The 19,673-nt window shown below is 59.0% G+C and carries 16 protein-coding genes; 8 read left to right on the plus strand and 8 right to left on the minus strand.

The features are described from left to right. The first annotated feature begins 339 nt into the window (after nt 1–339). From ACFC5L_RS04370 to ACFC5L_RS04380, 3 genes are all read left to right on the plus strand, one after another. Nucleotides 340–1,263 (plus strand): amidohydrolase family protein, encoded by a 924-nt coding sequence (locus ACFC5L_RS04370; protein ID WP_375201501.1) that lies wholly within the window; start codon nt 340–342, stop codon nt 1,261–1,263. 255 nt (nt 1,264–1,518) lie between these two features. Further along, nucleotides 1,519–4,062: a TonB-dependent receptor gene (locus tag ACFC5L_RS04375; protein WP_375201500.1), complete on the plus strand. Its 2,544-nt coding sequence runs from the start codon at nt 1,519–1,521 to the stop codon at nt 4,060–4,062. A 178-nt stretch (nt 4,063–4,240) separates the two neighbouring features. Continuing rightward, entirely contained in the window at nt 4,241–5,233 is a 993-nt protein-coding gene (locus ACFC5L_RS04380) for an amidohydrolase family protein (RefSeq protein ID WP_375201499.1), read from the plus strand. A 166-nt stretch (nt 5,234–5,399) separates the two neighbouring features. Here the strand turns inward: ACFC5L_RS04380 and ACFC5L_RS04385 are convergent, their stop codons facing one another. Continuing rightward, complete coding sequence (locus ACFC5L_RS04385) at nt 5,400–6,647, minus strand: sialidase family protein (RefSeq protein ID WP_375201498.1); 1,248 nt, start codon at nt 6,645–6,647, stop codon at nt 5,400–5,402. Between the two features lie 247 nt (nt 6,648–6,894). On the opposite strand from ACFC5L_RS04385, the gene ACFC5L_RS04390 reads away from it, so the two are divergent. The 3 genes from ACFC5L_RS04390 to ACFC5L_RS04400 all read left to right on the plus strand — a co-directional run bounded on the left by ACFC5L_RS04390 (nt 6,895) and on the right by ACFC5L_RS04400 (nt 11,003). Continuing rightward, nucleotides 6,895–8,142, plus strand: a complete 1,248-nt coding sequence (locus ACFC5L_RS04390; protein WP_375201497.1) for a sialidase family protein — start codon at nt 6,895–6,897, stop codon at nt 8,140–8,142. Nucleotides 8,143–8,181: 39 nt separating this feature from the next. After that, nucleotides 8,182–9,333, plus strand: coding sequence for a sialidase family protein (locus ACFC5L_RS04395; protein WP_375201496.1), 1,152 nt, complete (start codon nt 8,182–8,184; stop codon nt 9,331–9,333). A gap of 62 nt (nt 9,334–9,395) precedes the next feature. Continuing rightward, a complete protein-coding gene (locus ACFC5L_RS04400; protein WP_375201495.1) occupies nt 9,396–11,003 on the plus strand; it encodes a BCCT family transporter in 1,608 nt (535 codons plus the stop codon). Nucleotides 11,004–11,142: 139 nt separating this feature from the next. Here ACFC5L_RS04400 and ACFC5L_RS04405 read toward each other — a convergent pair whose 3' ends face one another. From ACFC5L_RS04405 to ACFC5L_RS04425, 5 genes are all read right to left on the minus strand, one after another. Further along, nucleotides 11,143–12,090, minus strand: coding sequence for a 5-oxoprolinase subunit C family protein (locus ACFC5L_RS04405; RefSeq protein WP_375201494.1), 948 nt, complete (start codon nt 12,088–12,090; stop codon nt 11,143–11,145). Next, nucleotides 12,087–12,776, minus strand: coding sequence for a 5-oxoprolinase subunit PxpB (pxpB, locus tag ACFC5L_RS04410; RefSeq protein WP_375201493.1), 690 nt, complete (start codon nt 12,774–12,776; stop codon nt 12,087–12,089). Before pxpB ends, ACFC5L_RS04405 begins: the two co-directional genes overlap by 4 nt. After that, complete coding sequence (gene pxpA, locus ACFC5L_RS04415; RefSeq protein WP_375201492.1) at nt 12,773–13,516, minus strand: 5-oxoprolinase subunit PxpA; 744 nt, start codon at nt 13,514–13,516, stop codon at nt 12,773–12,775. Before pxpA ends, pxpB begins: the two co-directional genes overlap by 4 nt. Then, complete coding sequence (locus tag ACFC5L_RS04420) at nt 13,513–14,733, minus strand: Nramp family divalent metal transporter (protein WP_375201491.1); 1,221 nt, start codon at nt 14,731–14,733, stop codon at nt 13,513–13,515. Before ACFC5L_RS04420 ends, pxpA begins: the two co-directional genes overlap by 4 nt. Nucleotides 14,734–14,916: 183 nt before the next feature. Continuing rightward, nucleotides 14,917–15,966 (minus strand): tetratricopeptide repeat protein, encoded by a 1,050-nt coding sequence (locus ACFC5L_RS04425; protein WP_375201490.1) that lies wholly within the window; start codon nt 15,964–15,966, stop codon nt 14,917–14,919. Between the two features lie 129 nt (nt 15,967–16,095). On the opposite strand from ACFC5L_RS04425, the gene ACFC5L_RS04430 reads away from it, so the two are divergent. After that, nucleotides 16,096–17,466, plus strand: a complete 1,371-nt coding sequence (locus ACFC5L_RS04430; RefSeq protein WP_375201489.1) for a leucyl aminopeptidase family protein — start codon at nt 16,096–16,098, stop codon at nt 17,464–17,466. Nucleotides 17,467–17,543: 77 nt separating this feature from the next. Then, nucleotides 17,544–17,897: a MarR family transcriptional regulator gene (locus ACFC5L_RS04435; RefSeq protein WP_375201488.1), complete on the plus strand. Its 354-nt coding sequence runs from the start codon at nt 17,544–17,546 to the stop codon at nt 17,895–17,897. 67 nt (nt 17,898–17,964) lie between these two features. Here the strand turns inward: ACFC5L_RS04435 and ACFC5L_RS04440 are convergent, their stop codons facing one another. Both ACFC5L_RS04440 and ACFC5L_RS04445 read right to left on the minus strand, forming a co-directional pair. Further along, nucleotides 17,965–18,948, minus strand: a complete 984-nt coding sequence (locus ACFC5L_RS04440; protein ID WP_375201487.1) for a DUF2125 domain-containing protein — start codon at nt 18,946–18,948, stop codon at nt 17,965–17,967. After that, a complete protein-coding gene (locus ACFC5L_RS04445) occupies nt 18,941–19,669 on the minus strand; it encodes a lysophospholipid acyltransferase family protein (protein ID WP_375201486.1) in 729 nt (242 codons plus the stop codon). The genes ACFC5L_RS04440 and ACFC5L_RS04445 overlap by 8 nt, the downstream gene beginning before the upstream one ends. Nucleotides 19,670–19,673: the final 4 nt, after the last annotated feature.

The raw sequence follows: 19,673 nt of genomic DNA on the forward strand, positions 1-19,673 counted from the left end.
GGAAGAAGCTTCTCCGGTCATCTTTGCGACAAATCGTGGCTCCGTTTCAGGCAAGTTGAAATACGCCGCGCTGCATACCCTGCCCTCAGAACAAAAACGATAAATGACGGATGGGGAGATGAAGGTTGAATCATTCCGTTGGAGCTTTGGTCTGGTCGTTGCTTTAGGCGCGTGATTTTGCGTCTGGCGCGGTGGGGTTTGCGAGGAAAGAGCTCATTTGTTTCAGTCGGCCCGTTTCCTCCCATGGGTGGTCGGCCGCCATCCCAGCCGGATTGAAGGTTAATCGCCTGCACCGGTCTGGGGTGGCGACATTTCGATGGAGCTTCGAAGGGGCGCTTTATGGCGATTGCATTGTTTGACACACATGCACACCTGATTTCAGACGATTGGGATAGGTATCGCCCGAAGGCGCTGACGCCTGACCTGCCAACGCCGGAGCGGCCGAACTATTCCGTAACCGTTGATTCACTGATCGAGATGATGGACGCGAATAATGTAGAACGGGCCTGTCTCGTTCAGCGCGGCCATGTCTATGGCTATGACAACAGCTATATCATCGACTCGGCTGCAAAATATCCCAAGCGTTTGCATCCAGTCGTGATCCTGGACACGCAGGATCCGGAGACGCCTGACCTTTATCGTAGCATGGTGCGAAACGATGGCGTGTGCGGGTTCCGCATGGCGCATACGCGCCCCTGGATTCTGGACACGGCGTGGATGAGCTCGCCCGCAGCCATGGATGTCTGGAAGGCGTGCGCTGATCTCGGTACGCCGATGACCATCATTTTCTACCAGAAGCAACTTTCCTATAATTTGCCGCTGTTAAAGATCATTGCCGGGCAATTTCCGGATTTGCCGATCATCATCGATCATGGCGGCATGCCTTATGGCATGACCCAGGTCGAAGTGGGGTACGCCGAGGAGGATGGAGAAGAGGTGGTCATGCCGCCGCCGCCGGATTTCGGCATTGATCAGACAATCAAGATTTTTGAAGATGTCCCGAATATCTATTTCAAGTTTACGGAAATCAACATTGAACGTCTGACGGCGGAGAATATCCGGCCAGCGAGAATTGTGCGGCGCCTGGTCGACAGTTTTGGCCCGGACCGGATTGTTTGGGGGTCGGATATCGGCCAGAGCATGCTCTGGTCGTATGAGGAAAAAACTGAAATGGCCCGCCGCGCAGCCGACTTTCTGTCAGAAGATGAAACGAGAAAATTCCTGCGTGATAACGCTGTGCGGATATTCAACCATGTCGGTTGAGGTTTCATTCTTCTGATCGGGACAACTGCAGGTTGGCGGATCATCGCGCCAGGCCGGCTCTTTTGCACTGGGTAGTGGAGGGATGGAGCTGCAGGTCAAAAATGCGGGTATGCTGACGATGACGAAACATGAAATTCATATCCGTTAATGAAATCCCACACAAAATTTTGATCCGATTGGATCAAGCCGGGTTTCCGCAGCTCGGTTACCAGTTCTGACAATTACAACAATTGCGTCCATGAGAAGGGGTAGGAAATGTTAAAGACACTGACAATGGCGTCCATCTCGACAGCGGCCTTGCTGACGGCGCAAGGCGCCTATGCACAAACGGATGAAACCGGGCGGGAGCGCGACCAGATCGTCGTTACGGCGACCAAGGTCGAAACCAATCTTCAGGAAACGCCGATTGCGATCACGGCGGTGACATCCGAAACGCTGGCCGAGCGGGGGCTCACAACGACGGCGGATCTCGGTAAAATCGTGCCGAACGCCGACTTCCAAAAGGCGCAAGGCATTTACGGTCCGGCCGTAACCGTTTTCCTGCGCGGCATCGGTCAGCATGACCCGCAGCTCAACGGCGAGCCGGCGGCCGCCTTTTACATCGACGATGTTTATTATCCGCATCTGTTCGGGTCGCAGTTCGACCTGCTTGATCTCGATCATGTGGAGGTTCTTCGCGGTCCTCAAGGAACGCTGTTCGGACGGAACGCCATCGCCGGCGCCGTCAACCTTGTCAGCACGAAACCGAGCCTGACCGAAGCGAGCGCCTCCATCGAGGCGACCATGGGCGCTTATGAGCGCCGCGACTTCAGGGCTTCTTTCAGCGTTCCCGTAACCGACACGCTTGCTGTCGCCGTCACGGCGCTGTCGAAAAAGCGTGAAGGCTATCAGGAGATGATCGACTTCACCTGTCAGATGCATCTGAATGGGACGCCGGAGCTTGCCGGCTCGTTCCCGTTCCAGACGCCGGAAACGACATTCGCAGGCGGCAGCTCGCCTGACAATTGCGTCATCGATCATCTTGGCGGCGAGGACACCCGCGCCATTCGCGGTTCTGTTTACTGGGAGCCGACGGATCGCCTGTCGGTTTCTCTCAGCGCTGACTATATGGACCAGAATGATGAAATTCCGGCCGAATATATTATCGATACGGATTATGCGCAGACGCAGTCGCGCCCGAATTTCGTCACGGCGTTCGACCAGTTCTCCGTCGCCGGTGATCCCCCATTCCAATGGGATGAGCGTTTCGAAACGGGCGATCCCTACAAGACCTACGACAATTATTGCGATCCGTTCCCGGCGGGCACGCTGATCCCCGGCAATACCTATTACAATGGTTCTGTCTTCAAAGGCGGGAAATGCTACGGCAATACGGTGCCGCTGACGAACTGGGGCTTCCAGGGCAAGGCCGTTTACGGCATCACCGACAGCATCGACTTCTCGCTGATCGGCGGATATCGCGAGCTGCAATTGGCCTTCGGCGCGGCGTCTGACGGCACCCCGCTGAACGATTCGATCATCTATCACCAGTTCGATGAAACTCATTGGAGCGGTGAAGCACGCTTTACCGGTCAGCATGACTGGATCGACTGGGTCGCCGGGTTCTTCTACTATAAAGGCGATGCCTATCACCTCGGCCAGCCCCAGGGCGTTCGCGCCGGCACGCAGCGTTTCCAGGTGGACACCTATGAACCGACCGCGTGGGCGGGCTACGGAAACGTCGTCATCCACCTGCTCGATGATCGCTTGAATCTGACGGGCGGCGTGCGCCGTTCCGACGACGAGAAGTTCGTCGATTTCAACAGCTACACGGATGCAACGCCTCCGGGCCAGACCACATTCGTTCCGTCTGCGGCGAGCACGATCTTTGATGTGACGATCGCGACCGATCGCTGGGACTGGAAAGCGGGCATCGACTATCGTTTCACCGATCAGTTCATGATGTACGCCTCCGCCGGCACCGGTTACCGCCTGCCGGGCTTCAATGTGCGTCCGTCACAGCCGGGACAGGAAGGGCAAACGCCGGGCGAAGCGCTGCGCAGCTATGAACTTGGCTTCAAGTCCGAAAGCTTTGACAACCGGTTGAAAGTGAATTTCGCCGCGTTCCTCATGGACTTCACCGAACGTCCGGCGACTTACGCCGGTCAGGAAGCGCAGCTGACGGACGACCTTTCGGGCAATGTGCCGGGTTCGTCCACGGTGATCCCTGGCGGGCCTTCCGGCACCGGTCTTGATACGGCCTTCTTTACTTGCCGTGATTACAACATGGCGACCGACGGTCCGGCCAATCCGGCGGCTGGCGTGGGCGTCAACTGCGTGGCGCGCAGCTACTACTATAGCGTCGCCGGCAAGGTTAAAGGCATCGAGGCCGAAGTCGAAGCGGAACCGATCGATAATCTCTATTTCACCGGCTCCATGGGCTATGTGAAATGGAAGGCGGATGACATCACACGCGTTGTCCGCGTTCCCGACTGGACCGCAAGCGCCGGCGTTTCCTATGAGTTCCTGGACGTGTTTGGCGGCTCGATTACGCCGCGCCTCGACTGGTACTTCACCGGACGGACCGCCTATAATGCGAACTTGCCGGAATTTGACCAGGAGGCGTACAGCCTGGTCAACGCCCGTCTCACCTATCACAATGAAGAGCATGATTACGACGTCTCCATTGGCGCAACCAACCTCTTCGACAAATTCTACTACCGCAACAAGATCGCCTTCCAGGCGTTCGGTCTGCCGACCAATCTTGGTCAGCCTGCTGCGCCGCGCGAGTGGTATGTCAGCGTGAAGAAGCGGTTCTAGTATCGCTTCGCCGCAAGCCGGGTGCGCAGCCTGGTTTGCGGCGGCGATCTGGACGAGGCGCTGAACGGGTCTGCGAGCCAAGCTCAAATTGCCTGCAGCGCCTCTCCCATTATAAGGATAGTGGAGCTGAACGCGACAAAGGCGAACTCAAGATCGCCACGACAATTGGAGGAATTTCATGATTGAACGCCGCACCCTTATTGCATCCGCTTTAGCGGCGACGGCTATCGCGCCTTTGTCGGGACAAGCTTCGGCCATGGCGTCCAAGGCGAAGGCCCGGCCTTTTAAACTCTTCGATTGCCATGGGCATTTCTATACGGACGACTGGAGAAATTATCCTTTTGACGCGCATACGGCGCGCTATGGTCCCGAGCGCATGGTCGCCAAGGCCATGGAAAATCCGATGACGGCTGAAAAGGTCCTTAAATTCTGGGATGAGGCGGGCATTGAGCGCGGTCTCGGTGTTCAATATTCGAGCACCTATTTCACCGACAACAGCTATCTTCTGGACATCGCTGAAAAATATGACCGGATCATTCCGATTGTCATTCTCGATGCGACCGCGGCGGATGAAACCCCGGCGACGTTAAAGAAAATGGCGAGCGAGAACGGCATTGCGGGCGTGCGCTTTATGGGCGTCCCGAATGAAAATAACGAGTTTCCGTTCCTGACGGACGCTGCTTCCGCTTCGTGGGAAATGGCGAATGAGCTTGGCCTGACAATCACGCTGATGCCGATCACGCGCACCGATCCAGGCAAGGCGATCCGGCGTGTCGGCGAGCTTGCGGACAAATATCCCAATGTCGGCGTCGTGCTCGATCATATCGGCTTCCCCCGTTATGGCGCGCGTCCTGACTCCTGGGGGTATTTGCCCGAGCATCTGGAGCTCGCAGCGCACAAGAACATCCACTATAAATACACAACTTTCCTCATCGAAATGCTGCTCGCGGATGACACCCCGCTCAAGGAGTTTCTGGAATATACGGTTGGCGTTTACGGCGCCGATCACATGATCTGGGGGTCTGATATCGGCAATAGCGAGGTTGACGATTTGCTGTTTGTGCAGCACGCGCTCGATTCGGCCAGCGGCCTTTCAATGGAGCAACAAAAAGCGCTCTTCTACGATACGGCGAAGTCTTTGTTTATTCCCGGCGGACGTGGGGCTGCTTAATCCTCACAAGAAAATCTCACCTTCCATGAGTGCCGGTTTGCCGGCGGCGTTCTTCCCTTACGCCGCCGGCTTTTTTGTTGGGTAGAAAATTATGGGCAGGGATAAAATAAAAAGAGCGCGGGAAACGTCCGCGCTCTTTTTGTACTTCCATTGAAAATGCCAGCGATCAATCGACCGTGAAGATGCTGCGCGCAATATGGCGGACGCCGCCTTTGCTGCCGCCCACAACCTGCATCGGATCGTTCTTGCTGTTGAAGTAATAGATTGCGCCGATCTTTCCCGGCTCGACTTCAAATGCATTGGGATAGCCGACGTCCCAGCTGCCGCCGTCATCGCGCACGATGATCTCGCCGCCCCAGCTCTTGCCTTCATCTTCGCTGACGACGGCGCGGATGCCGAAACTCGGCAGGCGATAACCATATACAATAACGAGCCGGCCATCGCTCATATGAACGAGGCTTCCGGGCGCGCCCCAGTCATTGACGCGTGACAGGAACCCCCAGGTTCTGCCGCCGTCGTCGCTCTTGTAAACTTCCGTCCACATGGTTCCGCGCGGATCGCGCTGGCAGCGCAGCGTGCAAAGGATGCGGCCATTGGGAAGCATGGTGGCGCGCGGATAGAACCAGCGGTGCCCGCCAAAGGCGTGGCTTGTTTTCCAGTCGCCGGCGGCCTCGCCTTTGGGGTCATGCTGCGGCGTGATCATGGACATGAAGCGGAACTCCGTTCCATCGCCGACGCTGCCGTAAACCAGCGGGCGACGATTCCAGCCGTCATCTGCGGACTCGAACAGGAACAGGAGGCAACGGCCGTCAGGACGCACCAGATAGGAGTTAAGCCCGGTGAGCGAGCTCAACCCGTCCAGCGGCAGAAACGATCTTGGCGACCATGTGTTCCCGGAATCTTTTGAAATCTGGATATAGGTGCGCGCTTCGGGCTTGCCGAAATTCTGGCCGAAATTGCTGATCAGGACGTCCTTGTCGAGATAGTCGACGGGTCCCCAGCCTTCCAGCGATCCCGTGGTCCCGTCATTCCCGCGGTCCAGCATGTTGATGATCGGATCATCGCCGTTCCAGGTGCGGCCGCGATCGCTGGAGCGCACCGTGACCATCCTTCTTGCGGTGGCCTGCGTGGCGAGATTGTCATGATTGATGTTGTTCGGATCGTCATAAACGACGGTCAGGGACAGAAAACTCTGGAGAAAATCGCCATTGGCGGTCTCCCAAAATCCCATCGTGTAGGGCCAGGAGCAAAACTCGTTTTCGCGCCGGTAAACGACCGCATGATCGACGTCTTTGGCGCCGCGCGCAGCCGGATATTGTTTGATTACGGGAGACTTCTTGCGAGCGGCGGCGGGGCTTGCCGCGAGACCGGCGCCGACGATTCCGGAAATCAGCACGTTGCGTCGTTCAATCATTAAGGTTCTCCAGGAAGTCTTGTCGTGTGGAGCCAACAGTTTGTAGGCGAGCCAAACGGCCTTGCAACAGGATATTGAAAGAACGCCGGGATCATCCAAAATCAGCGCCCGCTTGGTCAAATACCGCATTGCAGCAGCGGTTTATGGTCGGCTGCGCGGCAATATTTTCGTCCCCTTCGGGCAAGTCGTCATTGCGTCTCGCGCCATAGCTTGTGGGCGGACTTTTTCAGGATGCGATTGTAGGAACATGATTGAACGCCGTGGCGTACTGATTTCCGGTTTGGGAGCGACCGCTCTTGCGTCATGCGCCACAAAGGCGCCGGCGGTTCACCGGAACAATCCCGATAAGACGCAATTTGAGCGGCCACAGAAGGACGCCAGCGCCACCCATGGCGTCGTCTATCGAAATGAAAAAGAATTTTGCGGCTGGCCGTTCTATTGCGGCTTCTGGCGAACCGGCGATGGAAGCCTTCTGACAAGTTTCAAGCGCATTCCGACGCAATACAATGTTTATGACGATGTCGATCACAACAATCTGACGCGCAATCGCGGCAAGCTCTGGACGATCCGCTCAACCGATAATGGCGAGACCTGGGATCCGAAAAGTTTTCAGGAAGTGTTCGACATGAACTACCGGCAGGAAAGCGACCTGCCGGGCGGTCACGCTGCGGACTGGTCCGATCTGCCGCCGCTGGATTTTTTCAGCCGGGACACGTTGTTGATGGGCGGCGGTTTGCCGCGTCTTTTTGCGCCCGGAGGCGAGGCCTGGTTGCGCGCATCAACTGACGGCGGGCGGACATGGCGCCGCCCCATGTTTATTCCCAAATATGATCTGCCGTCCCTGACCGCGTTTGGTTCTTCCATGTATGCAACGCGCGATGACGGCGTGCATGTGCTGGGGCTCAACACGTCGTCACCGGAAGCAATGTCGCCGCGTCCGCTCGTTTATCACTCGAATGACGGCCTGAACTGGCGGTTTCTTTCCTTTGTGACGCCAGAACGACCGCCGTCGGCCTTTTACAAGGGCGGCTCGCCCTTCGCGCCCGCACCGCATTTTTATCCGCGGGTGACGATCCTCAAAGGCGGGCACATGCTGGCGTCGCTGCGTTATCAGCGCGATCCGCGCAATGTCATTTGGACCGAGGTTCACGAAAGCAAGGATGGCGGGCGCACTTGGAATTTCCTGTCGCGCGTCAATGACTGGGGCGCGCCGGGTGACCTTGTTCCCATGCGCGACGGGCGCGTTGCTTGCGTTTATGGCTACCGCATTGCGCCGCAGGGTATTCGCTACCGGGTCAGCGATGACAAAGGCAAAACGTGGGGCAAAGAAATGATCCTGCGTGACGACGGCGGCAGTTGGGACCTTGGTTACCCGCGCGCGATCGAAGTCGCGCCCGGCGAACTGATGACCGTTTACTACATGAATCTCAAAAACGATCCGGTGCAGGTGAATGGCGGCGTTCGCCATATCGCCTGGACGAAATTCCGCCCCTAAGCCGCCGGTCGCAAGCGCATAAAATACGGACCACGCTTCATGTCTGACAACTTCAAACCACCACAGCGCGCTCACGGGGCGGAGCATGGCGTCGTCTATCGCAATGAAACGGAATATTGCGGCTGGCCGTTTTATTGCGGGCTCTGGAAAACGGAAAACGGCGATATTGTCGCCGGTTTCAAGCGCGTGCGTAACGACTATGCCGGTGTTGACGATGTCGATCATGGACAGATTGCGCAAAAGCCGGCCCATCTGGTGACGATCCGGTCGGCTGATGGCGGCCGCAACTGGAATCCGGCGACCGTCCAGTCCGTTTTCGACATGGCGTGGAAGTCGGAAGAGGATTTTCCGGAAGGCAAAGCCGCCGACTGGTCGGATTTGCCGCCGCTCGATTTTTCAAACCGCGACACCCTGATCATGGGCGGCGGCGTGCCGTCACTGTTCGGGCAGACGGCGCAATCATGGCTGCGGGCGTCGACCGATGGCGGCAAAAGCTGGCGCGCGCCAATAATTCTGCCGCGATATGATTTGCCGTCGCTCACAAATTTCGGTTCGTCCATGTACGCAACGCGCGATGACGGCGTGCACCTTCTCGGCTGCCAGACCAATTCGCCCGAAGCGCTCTCGCCGCATCCGCTTGTCTATGGAAGCATGAACGGCGCCGACTGGTATTATCTCTCCTTCATGGTTGAGGAGCGTCCGCCATCGCCATTTTATATTTTGAAGTCGCCTTATTCGCCCTTGGCGCATTTCTATCCGCGTATTGTTGTTCTGCCGAATGGCAAGGTGCTCGCCTCACTGCGCTATCAGCGAGATGCGCGCAGCGTCATCTGGACTGAAATTTATGAAAGCCAGGACGGCGGTAGAAGCTGGGGCTTTTCATCGCGCGTAAACGATATCGGCGCGCCGGGCGATCTCGTACCCATGCAGGACGGGCGCGTTGTCTGTGTTTACGGCTATCGCACCATGCCGTCGGGGGTGCGTTATCGCGTCAGTGAGGATGACGGGCGCACATGGGGACGGGAGATGATCCTGCGCGATGACGGCGGAAGCTGGGACTGCGGCTATCCCCGGGTCATCGAGGTCGAGCCCGGCAAGCTATTGACCGTTTACTACATCAATCGCAAAGACGATCCGATGCAGATGAATGGCGGCGTCCGCCATATCGCCTGGACGATGTTCAGGCCGTAAGCCGCTTCAGGGTCAATTTGGGCATCGCGCGGCGTTGCGTTATGACTTGTCAGTCACAACGCATGAGGCCCGCCGCCATCTTTAGAGAGACCATAAAATCCACCCGTCCGCTGGTGTTCTGGCCGCCTGTCGCCTTGCTCACTGCGGCGCTCGCTTTCAGCCTGATTGATTTCGACCGGTTCCACCATCTGGTGAGCGCCGCCAACCAGTGGATCTTAAGGCATTTTGACTGGCTTTTCAGTTATGGATCTTTTGCAGCGGTTCTTCTCATCGGCTGGGTCGTGATCTCACCCCTTGGCGCTGTGCGCATTGGCGGACCGAACGCAAAACCTATCCTCAGCCGCTGGAACTGGTTTTCGATTACCCTGTGTACGACCATTGCGATCGGCATTTTGTTCTGGGGATCGGCGGAGCCCATGTTTCATATCAAGGCGCCGCCGCCCTATGCCCACATAAATCCCTATACAGAAGATGCGTCAACCTTCGCGATTTCTTCCATGTTCATGCATTGGACGATCACGCCTTACGCCATCTACACAGTGCCGGCGCTCGCTTTTGCGTTGGCGCATTACAATCTTGGCCGGCCTTATTCCCTAAGCGGGCCTTTGTCGCTGGTGTTCGGGCGCGCCGCGACGGGGAAAGCCGGCGCCGTGATTGATGCGGTCGGACTTTATGCGCTGGTCGCCGGCGTTGCGGCGTCGTTAGGCGCCGGCGTTATGACCCTTGCCGGCGGGCTTGAAGCCATTGCGGGCATTTATGACACAACCTTTCTGCGTTTCGTGGTGACGTTGATGATCGTTGCGCTTTTTGTGGCGTCATCCATCAGCGGGCTGCAACGGGGCATCAAATTTCTTTCCGACATCAACACGAAGTTCTTTTTCGTGCTGATTGTGTTTGTATTTCTCGCCGGGCCGACGCTCGATATTCTTGTGCTAGGCGCTAAAAGTTTCGGCGAATATGCGGCGCAATTCATACCGCGCAGCCTGGCGCTGGGCGATCGCGCCGGGGCGGACTGGACCCGGGACTGGACGGTTTTCTATTTCGCCAACTGGCTCGCCTGGGCGCCGGTGACGGCGCTCTTTTTGGGGCGCATCTCTGTTGGCTATACGGTGAGAGAATTCATTCTCTTTAATCTTGCAGCGCCCGCGCTTTTTGGCGGCGTCTGGATGACTGTGTTTGGCGGCGCCGCTATTGGCGTCGATGCGGCGGAGCGTCATGCGCTGGTGGCGGCGCTCGATGCGCGGGGGCCGGAAGCGGTTAGCTATGCGCTCTTCGATGCGTTACCCGCGAGCGCCGTCGTGATGATGCTGTTTGTCGGCCTGACGTTCATCTCCTTCGTCACTGCAATGGATTCGAACACCCATTCCATCACCAGCGTTTGTTTGAAAAACATCAAGCCGGGTGAAAAGCGCCCGCGCGCGGAACGGTGGGTGAAAATTTTCTGGGGCGCCCTGATTGGCGCTGTCGCCTTCATCATGACGTCGACCACGGGAATTGACGGCGTCAGGATGTTATCCAATCTTGGCGGTCTGCCCGGCCTTTTCATTTTGATCGCCATGGGCGCCGTGATCATCACCATGCGCGTCAATTGGCTGCCCGAAATCCTCGCGGCGGCGCAGCCCGCATCAGAGGCTGATCCGAAATCTTTAAGCGAGACTGGTGCGAGATAATCAGATGTTTACAAGCCTCACCACGACGCGTTCCAGCCTCTGATTTTAAAAATTTGAGCGCCGAGACGTATGGTGATCTGGCAGACTGACGTCTGATACTCGCTATCAGTATGGCTTGTTTGAATATTGAATGAGGCTCTCAGCAGAAAAACCCATGAGGAAAGAGATCGCCGTAAAATGAGGCTTTTTGCCGCCCGACTTCGCGTGCGAGGTCTGCCGAAAGTTTTTGAAACCAGACGCGATCGCCGGGACGCATTTGCCCTGTGAGATGGAGATCGGCCGCGATGAGTTGCGCGAGCCGCGGATAGCCCCCGACAGTTTGCGCATCGCATAACAGAAGAAACGGCGCGCCGTCCGGCGGACACTGCACGGTTCCGGGAAAGACGGGGCTCGACGCCATGGGCGCCGCTTCTTCCAGGGGCAACGTCTTGCCTTCAAACTGCAGGCCCATGCGGTCGGCGCGCCGGCCGACAGTCCAGACGGCAGAGAAAAAACTGGCGAGGCTTCCTTCGCTGAGCTGCAATGCTTCCGGTCCCGGCAACGCGCGCAGGAAAAAATCATGCGCAAGATTTGGTCGCAGCGCCTTTGGAATGTCTCGCGGCGCGGCGGCCGGAAGCTCCGCAGAAAAAATCTCGTCGCCGGAAATCAGCGCCCGGCCTTCGTGACCGCCCAGCGCCGCCGAGATATAAGTGGAGCGGCTTCCGAGAAAGTCTTCGCCCTTCAAGCCGCCTGAAAAAGCGATATAGGCGCGTGCGCCGGTTCGCGCTGCGCCAATGACAAGCTTGTCCTCATTTTTCGCGTGATGCAGCGTGTAAAGGTCAAGCGGTTCGCCGTTCAAGGTCGCGTTCATATCAGCGCCGCCTAATGCAAAAGCCGCCTCGCTTCGAAACCGCAGGGAAGGGCCTTTCAGCGTGCATTCGAGGCCTGTCGTACCCGGCGCATTCCCGGCGGCGGCGTTGGCGAGCGCCAGAGAGAGAGGATCCGCGGCGCCGGACAGCGGAACGCCGAGATGGCGCAGACCCGGTCGGCCGAGATCCTGAAGCGTTGTCATCAGCCCCGGCATTGTGATTTCGGCGATGGCCGTCATACCGGGTTGGCCTCCAACGCTTTGAATGCGTCTTCATCTATGGGGACAAATCGAACGGCAGCGCCTGATGTGAATATAAAAGGCGCAGCGCCATGGGGATCGAACAGCTTTTTCGGCGTGCGGCCGATCAGAGGCCAGCCGCCGGGAGAAGCGAGAGCGTAAACGCCGGTCATGGCGCCTGCAACGCCGACAGAACCGGAAGGCACGTGCGCGCGCGGCGTTGAGAGGCGGCCTGTTTGCAGCGCTGGCGGCAAAGGCCCGAGATAAGCGAAACCCGGTGCAAAACCGACCGTCAGCACGCGATAGACTTGCGATGAATGAAGCGCGATGAATTGATCCGGGGCGAGCGAAAGCTTTTCGCATAGCCTTTCGAAATCGGGACCGTATTCGCCGCCATAGCAAACCGGAATGTCAATTGCCGGCGCCGACGCCGGCGTCTTCGATGTTGATTGCCTTAAAGCATCTTCCAGTTTCTTTTTTGCATCCCCGGTTGTCATCTCTTCGGGGCGAAAGCGCAGGATGAGGCTTTCAACGCCTGCGACGGCGTCTGTCACGCCGGAGGAGTTACGCAATACATCCGCTGCGGCGTTGGCGGCGAGGGCGCGCGCAACCATGTCACCGCCGGAAAGCGTCGCGAGCCAGCCATTTTCACCGAAAGGGGTCAGTGAAAAAGAAAAGACGTTCATGCAAATGGCCTGACCGCGATATCGGCCTCTTCGAGCGCTTTGCGCACGGCCTGCGCCGTTTCGACGGCGCCCGGAGAATCGCTGTGAATGCACAGTGTCTCCGCCTTGACGAGAAGCGCGCCGTCTCGCGCGTTGATCTTCTCACCTTTTGCAATAGCGAGCGCCTGCGCCGCACGCGCGTCGATATCGGCCAGGACAGCGCCCGGTTCGCTGCGCGGCGACAACGCGCCGGAGGCGAGATAAAGCCGGTCTACAAAGCCCTCTGCGGCGAAGGGAAGGCCCGCCTCCTTCGCTGCAGCTTCCAGCGCCGATCCTGATGGGCCGACCAGCACGGCGCCTGAACAGACCGACGCGACAACCTGCGCAAGCGCGATGTCTTTCGCCGCGTCATTGTAGAGAGCGCCATGAGGCTTCACATGAGAAAGCTGCAATGACTCGAGGCCGAGAACGCCTTTCAGCGCTTCAACTTGCAAGGTCAACGATAGCCGCAACTCTTCCGAAGACAGCGTGACCGCCCGCCGTCCAAAACCTTCGCGATCAGGATAGGAGGGGTGGGCGCCGGTTCTGACATTATGTTGCTTGGCGAGGCGCGCTGTTGCGCACATGGTTTCCGCTGTGCCTGTGTGACCGCCGCAAGCGATGGAGCAGCTGGTGACGAGCGGCATCAGCGCCGCCTCGATCGCCTGCTGCGTCTCATCGGCGTATTCGCCCATATCGGCGTTTAGATCTATGGCGCTCACAATATTACTCCGAGCGCGCGCAACACGCCTCTGGCGCCAAGCGCTGCAGCGATAAGCGTTACGACAACGCCGCCGATATTGGCGAGCATTCCGTTTGCATATTCGCCCAGCAGCTTTTTGTTATTCGCCGCATAAAGAAGAAAGACAGCGATCACCGGCAGCAAAACGCCATTGGCGATCTGCGCAAAGAGAATGACTTCAACGGGCCGCGCGCCTGTCATGGCGACAACAGCGCCGATCACCAGGACCGCGCCGGCGACCAGACGGAATTTCAGCGCCGAAGGATCGCTCTCAAACCCAAAGAGCTCCGCTGCGGCGAATCCGGTGGCGAGCGGCGCAGTAATGGCGGAAGTAAGTCCCGCCGCGAACAGTCCGAGTGCGAGCAGATAAGTTGCCCCCGCGCCGAAGGCTGGTTCCAGTTGGCGGGCCATGTCGCCGGCATTGGTGATTTCAAGGCCAGAGCCGAAAAGGCTCGCCGCCGCAGTCGACAGAACGAGGATCGAAACAACGCCCCCCATGCCGATGGAAAGCCGCGCGTCGAAGCGCGCTTCGTCAAGGCCGTCTGCGCCTTGCCAGCGCTTGCGCGCAGCCGCTGCGTGGAGAAAGAGATTGTAAGGCACGATGGTCGTGCCAATGAGACCGAGCACAAGGGGAAAGGCGCCCACGGGAATGGTCGGGAGCACGGCGCCCCTGGCGAGCGCGCCCCAGTCGGGGCCAATGATGGCGAGCGCCGCCGCAAAAGCGACCGTCATCAACAGAACGGCGCCGACCAAGACTTTCTCAATGATGCGATAGCCGCCGAATAACAGGATGGCGCCGGCGATGGCGGCGAGAGATCCGGCCAGAACCGCTCGTGAGGCAAGCTCTGGCGCCGCCGCCTGGACGCCGAGGACGGCGCCGGCGATGTTGCCGCCTTCATAGGCCGCATTGCCGATAAACAGCGCCGCGATGATCAGCGCCGCGGCGGTCCATTTCAAAAACGGCGCCTCTGCGAAGCGCCGCATAATGGCTTCGCCGAGGCCGAGCCGGGAGACGACGCCCAGCCGCGCCGCTGTTTCCTGAAGAATAATGGCGGCGATCGTTGCGAAGACCAGCGCCCAGACGAGGGCATAGCCATAGCCTGCGCCGGCGAGGGTCGCCGTCGTCACTGTTCCTGGGCCGATAAACGCGGCCGCCGTTAGCGCCCCCGGGCCGATCGCGCGAAATCGTCTTAACATGCGGAAACAGCTTATCCTGCGCGGCGGCGATTGCGATAGCGCAAAGGCAACAGTTAACGGCGACCGACCGGACCGGATGATTTTTATTCGCCTTAAACGCGAAAACCGCCCCGAACCCTGCCCGGAGCGGCTTACGCTACATGGCGCCTCGTACGCAGCGCCGCCATCAGCCCCCTGGACTGATTATTCTTCGGTTTTGAGCTCGATGCCGCCTTCCACCGGAGTCGATTCGGCGGCCGGTTCCGGGGCCGGCTCTGCGGCCGGCATGGAAGCCTGGGTGACGGGCGCCACTTCCATCAGCGCGATCGGCGCCTTGTCGGCTTCTTCATTGTCTTCCGCCGGCTCTTCCTGAAGCTGTGGCTTCGGTGACGGGGCGGACGGCGACAGCGGGGCCGCCGGCACATCGTCGAAATTCGGCGTATCGATATCGCCTGCCGCATATTGATCCCAATAGGCAGGCTGGTTCATCAGCTGGCGGTAGACGTCAATATTGTTGTCTGCGACCAGCGGCGGCAGGTCGGAACGGGCCAAACGCTCAGCTTCGCGCATGTCGCCGGAAAGCGCGAGCACAAGCGCGAGGTTCTGGCGGATGCGGGAATCGGAACCGGCATTGGCGGCGGCCTGGCGCAGCGTTGCGCGCGCCTGAGCGAGATTACCGTCGAGCGCGTAGGAAAGGCCTTTGTTGTTGAGAAGGATCACGTCGCCCGGCGCGAAGCCGAGGGCTCGGTCGTATTTCGCGCGTGCTTCGTCATGTTCGCCAATCTGGTCGAGCGCAACGCCATAAGCAGAGAGCGCGCGCCAGTCGGTCGGCGATTTTGCGACGGCGGTTTCAAGATAGCGCACCGCTTCAAAGGCGCGGCCGCTTTCGACGAGGACCTTGCCATATTCAAGATTGACGTCGGTGTTGTCGACATGGACGGCGGCGGTCTTCTGCATCACGCCGACGGCTTCTTCATTGGAGCCGATCTTGCGCAATGCGCGGGAAAAACGGACCGCCACAGCCGGATCGGACTGGTTGGTGTTGTATCGCGTGCCCCAGAAAGCTGCGGCGGCGATCGGGTCCATGCCCTCATCGCCCGTGGGCGTTGAATATACGCCAATCGCGTCGCGATATTCGCTATTGCCAATCCCGGCGGATGCAGATGTTTTCTGCACCGATGCACAGGCAGGCAGCATAATCGCCGCGCCTGCGACAATCGCGTATTTCGTTGCAAGCTTGGATGCGGTAAGCATGGGTTGCGCCTCGATGAATTCCATTGACGGATTGGGCGCATCGTGACCGAAGGAATTCAATAAAGGCTTAACCGTATGCTTAATGTGCAATCTAACGCGGTTCTCAATTGGTAAGTTAACGGATTATTCATGGCTCCTCATCTGTTAAGCGACTATGAACATGCTGCGGCAAATGCAGCGAAGAAAATCTATCTGGTGCGCGACAACGCCCTTGATAAAAGCGACGCGCCCGAAGGCTTAAAGTGTCTTGCGCAACTCAACGGGTTTAACGGAGAGGCCGGCGCAGTCTTCGCTGACGGCGAAGCGGCTTTGCTTGGGCTGGGCGATGAGAGCGATCCTTTGATCGCCGCCGCCGCCGCCGAAAAGCTTGTGGAAGGGGACTATATTTTCGCCGGCGGTCAGCTGGAAAAAGACTCGGCCGACCTCGCTGTTCTGGGCTGGCTGCTGGGCGGCTATCGCTTTGACCGCTACAAGCAGCAAAAGCCGGCCGTCGCCCGGCTCATCCCGCCTGAAACTGTTGACGCTGACGCCATGCGCCGCGCGGCCGCATCGGTTTTTCTGGTCCGTGATCTCGTCAATACGCCGGCTGGCGATATGGGACCGGCGGCGCTTGAACAGGCGGCGCGCAATCTCGCCATGGAAATGGGCGCGCAAATCGAGACGATTGTGGGGGAGGATCTCCTCGCGCAGAATTTTCCCATGGTGCATGCGGTGGGGCGCGCAGCGTCAGACGCGCCGCGTCTCATTGATATGCGGTGGGGCGATAAAGACGCGCCGAAACTGACGCTTGTGGGCAAGGGGGTGACCTTTGATTCCGGCGGGCTGAATATCAAGGGCGCAGGAGGCATGGCGCTCATGAAAAAAGATATGGGCGGCAGCGCTCATTGTCTTGGCCTTGCGCGCATGATTATGGATGCCGGGCTTAAGGTGCGCCTGCGCGTTCTGATCCCCGCTGTCGAGAACGCCATTTCCGGCGACGCCTTCCGTCCGGGGGATATCCTCAACAGCCGTAAAGGCCTCACGGTCGAGATTGGCAACACCGATGCGGAAGGCCGCCTGATTCTAGCCGATGCGCTCTCTTACGGTGGCGAAGAAGCGCCGGAGCTGATGATTTCACTGGCCACGCTCACCGGGGCGGCGCGCGTGGCGCTCGGCCCGGACCTCGCCCCTTATTATTGTGATGATGACGATCTTTGCGATGCGCTTGAGGCTGCCGCGACGAGGAACTTCGACCCCGTCTGGCGGATGCCGCTGTGGCGCGGATATGAATCCATGCTTTCCTCTCAGATCGCCGATGTGAACCACATTTCCGGCGGCAGCTTCGCAGGCTCGGTCACGGCGGCCCTTTTCCTCAAGAAATTCGCAGGGGAAGCGGCGCGATGGATGCACTTCGATCTTTACGCCTGGCGGCCCAAGGCCGCCCCCGGCCGGCCTGTCGGCGGCGAGGCCCAGGCGATTCGCGCCCTTTTTGATACTCTCGCGGACCGTTATCGCCCGTGATTCGGCCTTGCCCTTTCCGGGCGAACGGTTGCAAAGCTAGGGCTTGTTTTTGAACGGATAGGGCGACAGGCCGGACGATGGCGTCGACGGATAATCTTACAAGCTGGCGGGAAGTGATGTGCGACGCAGTGCGCGCGGACGGGCCGGATCTTTCCATGCGCCAATGGTCCATCCTCTTGACCGTTTATTTGCGCCCCGGACCGCATACGGTGCGCGCGCTCGCCCGCGATTTGAACGTGCCGAAGCCGGCGATTTCCCGCGCGCTTGATGCGCTCTCAATCCTTGGTTTTGTGAAGCGTGTGCGCGACGCCAATGACAAGCGCATCGTCATTGTTCAAAAGACGGCGGAAGGCGCCATCTATCTGGATAATTTCTCGCGTCTTGTGGAAAACCATAATGAAGATGCGCCGCTGGGCGCCATGTATGGCTGACGCCGGAGTGTGATCAGGAAAAGTGGATGCCGCTTTTCCGGTGCGATCACGCGACTACTAAGACTCTCTAATTCGCAGACGGAAGATCGGCGATCTTGGCGCCGGCGAGATGCGCTGCGCCTTCTTTCAATTCAATCGGGGCCGTCAGCTTTCCCCCCGCAGCAATCGTCGCGAGCGTAAGCGTCGCCGCGGCGCTTTCCGCCTCGTCCGGGCTTAAAGCGCCGGTTCTCGCAAGAAGCTGGATAAAGGGCGCAGGAGCGATGATTTCTGTCTTCAGCGTTCCTTCCGGAGAGCCGTTTTCGTCGAGCTTCAGCGTTCCCGCCGCCGCGAAGCGGCCTTCTTCGAGTTGAGCGAAAAACCCGTTGATCTGAAGCGCGCCGCCGGCCCGCCGCCAGCTTTCCGCATCGCTCAGAGCGTAGATTTCACTGGCGGACAGGGCGGCCTGGATCTTGTCGAGATCAATTTCTGCGTCCTCTGCATCAAGATGCGCTTGCGTCGCCATCAGGTTTAACGTCAGCACCGTCATGTCTGCTTCGTCCGGCGCCAGGTCGATAACGAGGTTGCCGAGTGCGGCTTCCGCGCCGTCTTCTTCGCGTTTGGCTGTTGCGCCGCCGATGGTCGCCGCAAACATCCAGTCGCGCTTTTTGTCATTGGCGATGGAGACGCGAAAATCCTCCGCCGTGATGCGCCAGTCTCCATAACCGTCAACCGACAGTGTCTGTTCACTTCGCGTTGAAAAGATCAGCCTGTTGAGATCGTAAGGCAGCGCGTCCATGGTGAGCCGCTTTGTGCGCCAGGCCCACACGCCCGGCGCGGCGATGCGCGGCTCTTCAACATGGAGCCGCAGGAAAAATGGAAATCCGTCAGCCTTTAATGCGCCATGGGAAACGTCGAAACCGGCCGCGCGTTGATCCTCGACCCAGAGATTGACCGCATTTTTCATTTCATCCGCGCCATAGCGCCAGAGCATAAGATAAGCGACGAAGACGGCGGCGGCGATCCCCCAGGGAATGTAGAGCCAGCGGTGATGCGTTGATTTTCGGTCAGCCATTGGCCGTCGCCTCCGCTGGCGCGAGATCGGGCCGTGCGTCCTCAAGCCGGGCGGCGAGCAGGCGCAGAAATTCCCGGCGGTCCAGCCCCGCCGGAATGGCGGGCAGGATGCGCAAGGTGATGACGCCCGGAACTTTCTCGCCGCCCGGATGGCGCCAGAAACGTCCGCTGTCATGGGCGACGGGCGTGCAGGGCGCTTCCATGGCGGTGTAGATACCCGCGACGCCGGGTTGCAGCGCCTGGGTCTCGCCGATCGGCGTGCGCGTGCCTTCGGGGAAGATGATGACCTGTTCGCCGGCGTCGGCGCGCGCCTTGACTTCACGCGTCATGGCGCGGAGCGCCTTGGCGCCGCCCTGCCGGTCGACAGCGATATTGCCGGCCAGCGAGGCCCACCAGCCGTAAATGGGAATGCGCTTCAATTCTTTTTTGAAGATCATCACCGGCTTTGGTGCGAGGGCGTAGAGCGCAATCGTCTCCCACATGGATTGGTGATTGGCGGCGATAAGCGCCCCCCTTTGCGGCATGTTCTCAGCGCCTTCAATATTATAGGAAATCCCGGCGATCTGATGCAGGCCGAAAAGCGCAAGGCGCGACCATGTTTTTACAGTCGAACGCGTGGCGTGACGGCCGAACAGCATGACCGGCAGGCAGGCGATCCCCATCACCAGAATCGTCGTGACGAGATAAATTGAAAAGGCCGCCGAACGGATGCGCTGCGTCATGCGG

This window comes from Hyphococcus sp., from assembly GCF_041986965.1.
In the GTDB taxonomy this organism is placed as follows: domain Bacteria; phylum Pseudomonadota; class Alphaproteobacteria; order Caulobacterales; family Parvularculaceae; genus Hyphococcus.

Coding starts and splice junctions, on each gene's coding strand:
- ACFC5L_RS04370 (WP_375201501.1), top strand. CDS start 340: ATGGCGATTGCATTGTTTGACACACATGCACACCTGATTTCAGACGAT.
- ACFC5L_RS04395 (WP_375201496.1), top strand. CDS start 8,182: ATGTCTGACAACTTCAAACCACCACAGCGCGCTCACGGGGCGGAGCAT.
- ACFC5L_RS04430 (WP_375201489.1), top strand. CDS start 16,096: ATGGCTCCTCATCTGTTAAGCGACTATGAACATGCTGCGGCAAATGCA.
- ACFC5L_RS04390 (WP_375201497.1), top strand. CDS start 6,895: ATGATTGAACGCCGTGGCGTACTGATTTCCGGTTTGGGAGCGACCGCT.
- pxpB (WP_375201493.1), bottom strand. CDS start 12,776: ATGAACGTCTTTTCTTTTTCACTGACCCCTTTCGGTGAAAATGGCTGG.
- ACFC5L_RS04405 (WP_375201494.1), bottom strand. CDS start 12,090: ATGACGGCCATCGCCGAAATCACAATGCCGGGGCTGATGACAACGCTT.
- ACFC5L_RS04425 (WP_375201490.1), bottom strand. CDS start 15,966: ATGCTTACCGCATCCAAGCTTGCAACGAAATACGCGATTGTCGCAGGC.
- ACFC5L_RS04440 (WP_375201487.1), bottom strand. CDS start 18,948: ATGGCTGACCGAAAATCAACGCATCACCGCTGGCTCTACATTCCCTGG.
- ACFC5L_RS04435 (WP_375201488.1), top strand. CDS start 17,544: ATGGCGTCGACGGATAATCTTACAAGCTGGCGGGAAGTGATGTGCGAC.
- ACFC5L_RS04400 (WP_375201495.1), top strand. CDS start 9,396: ATGAGGCCCGCCGCCATCTTTAGAGAGACCATAAAATCCACCCGTCCG.
- ACFC5L_RS04445 (WP_375201486.1), bottom strand. CDS start 19,669: ATGACGCAGCGCATCCGTTCGGCGGCCTTTTCAATTTATCTCGTCACG.
- ACFC5L_RS04375 (WP_375201500.1), top strand. CDS start 1,519: ATGTTAAAGACACTGACAATGGCGTCCATCTCGACAGCGGCCTTGCTG.
- ACFC5L_RS04385 (WP_375201498.1), bottom strand. CDS start 6,647: ATGATTGAACGACGCAACGTGCTGATTTCCGGAATCGTCGGCGCCGGT.
- ACFC5L_RS04420 (WP_375201491.1), bottom strand. CDS start 14,733: ATGTTAAGACGATTTCGCGCGATCGGCCCGGGGGCGCTAACGGCGGCC.
- ACFC5L_RS04380 (WP_375201499.1), top strand. CDS start 4,241: ATGATTGAACGCCGCACCCTTATTGCATCCGCTTTAGCGGCGACGGCT.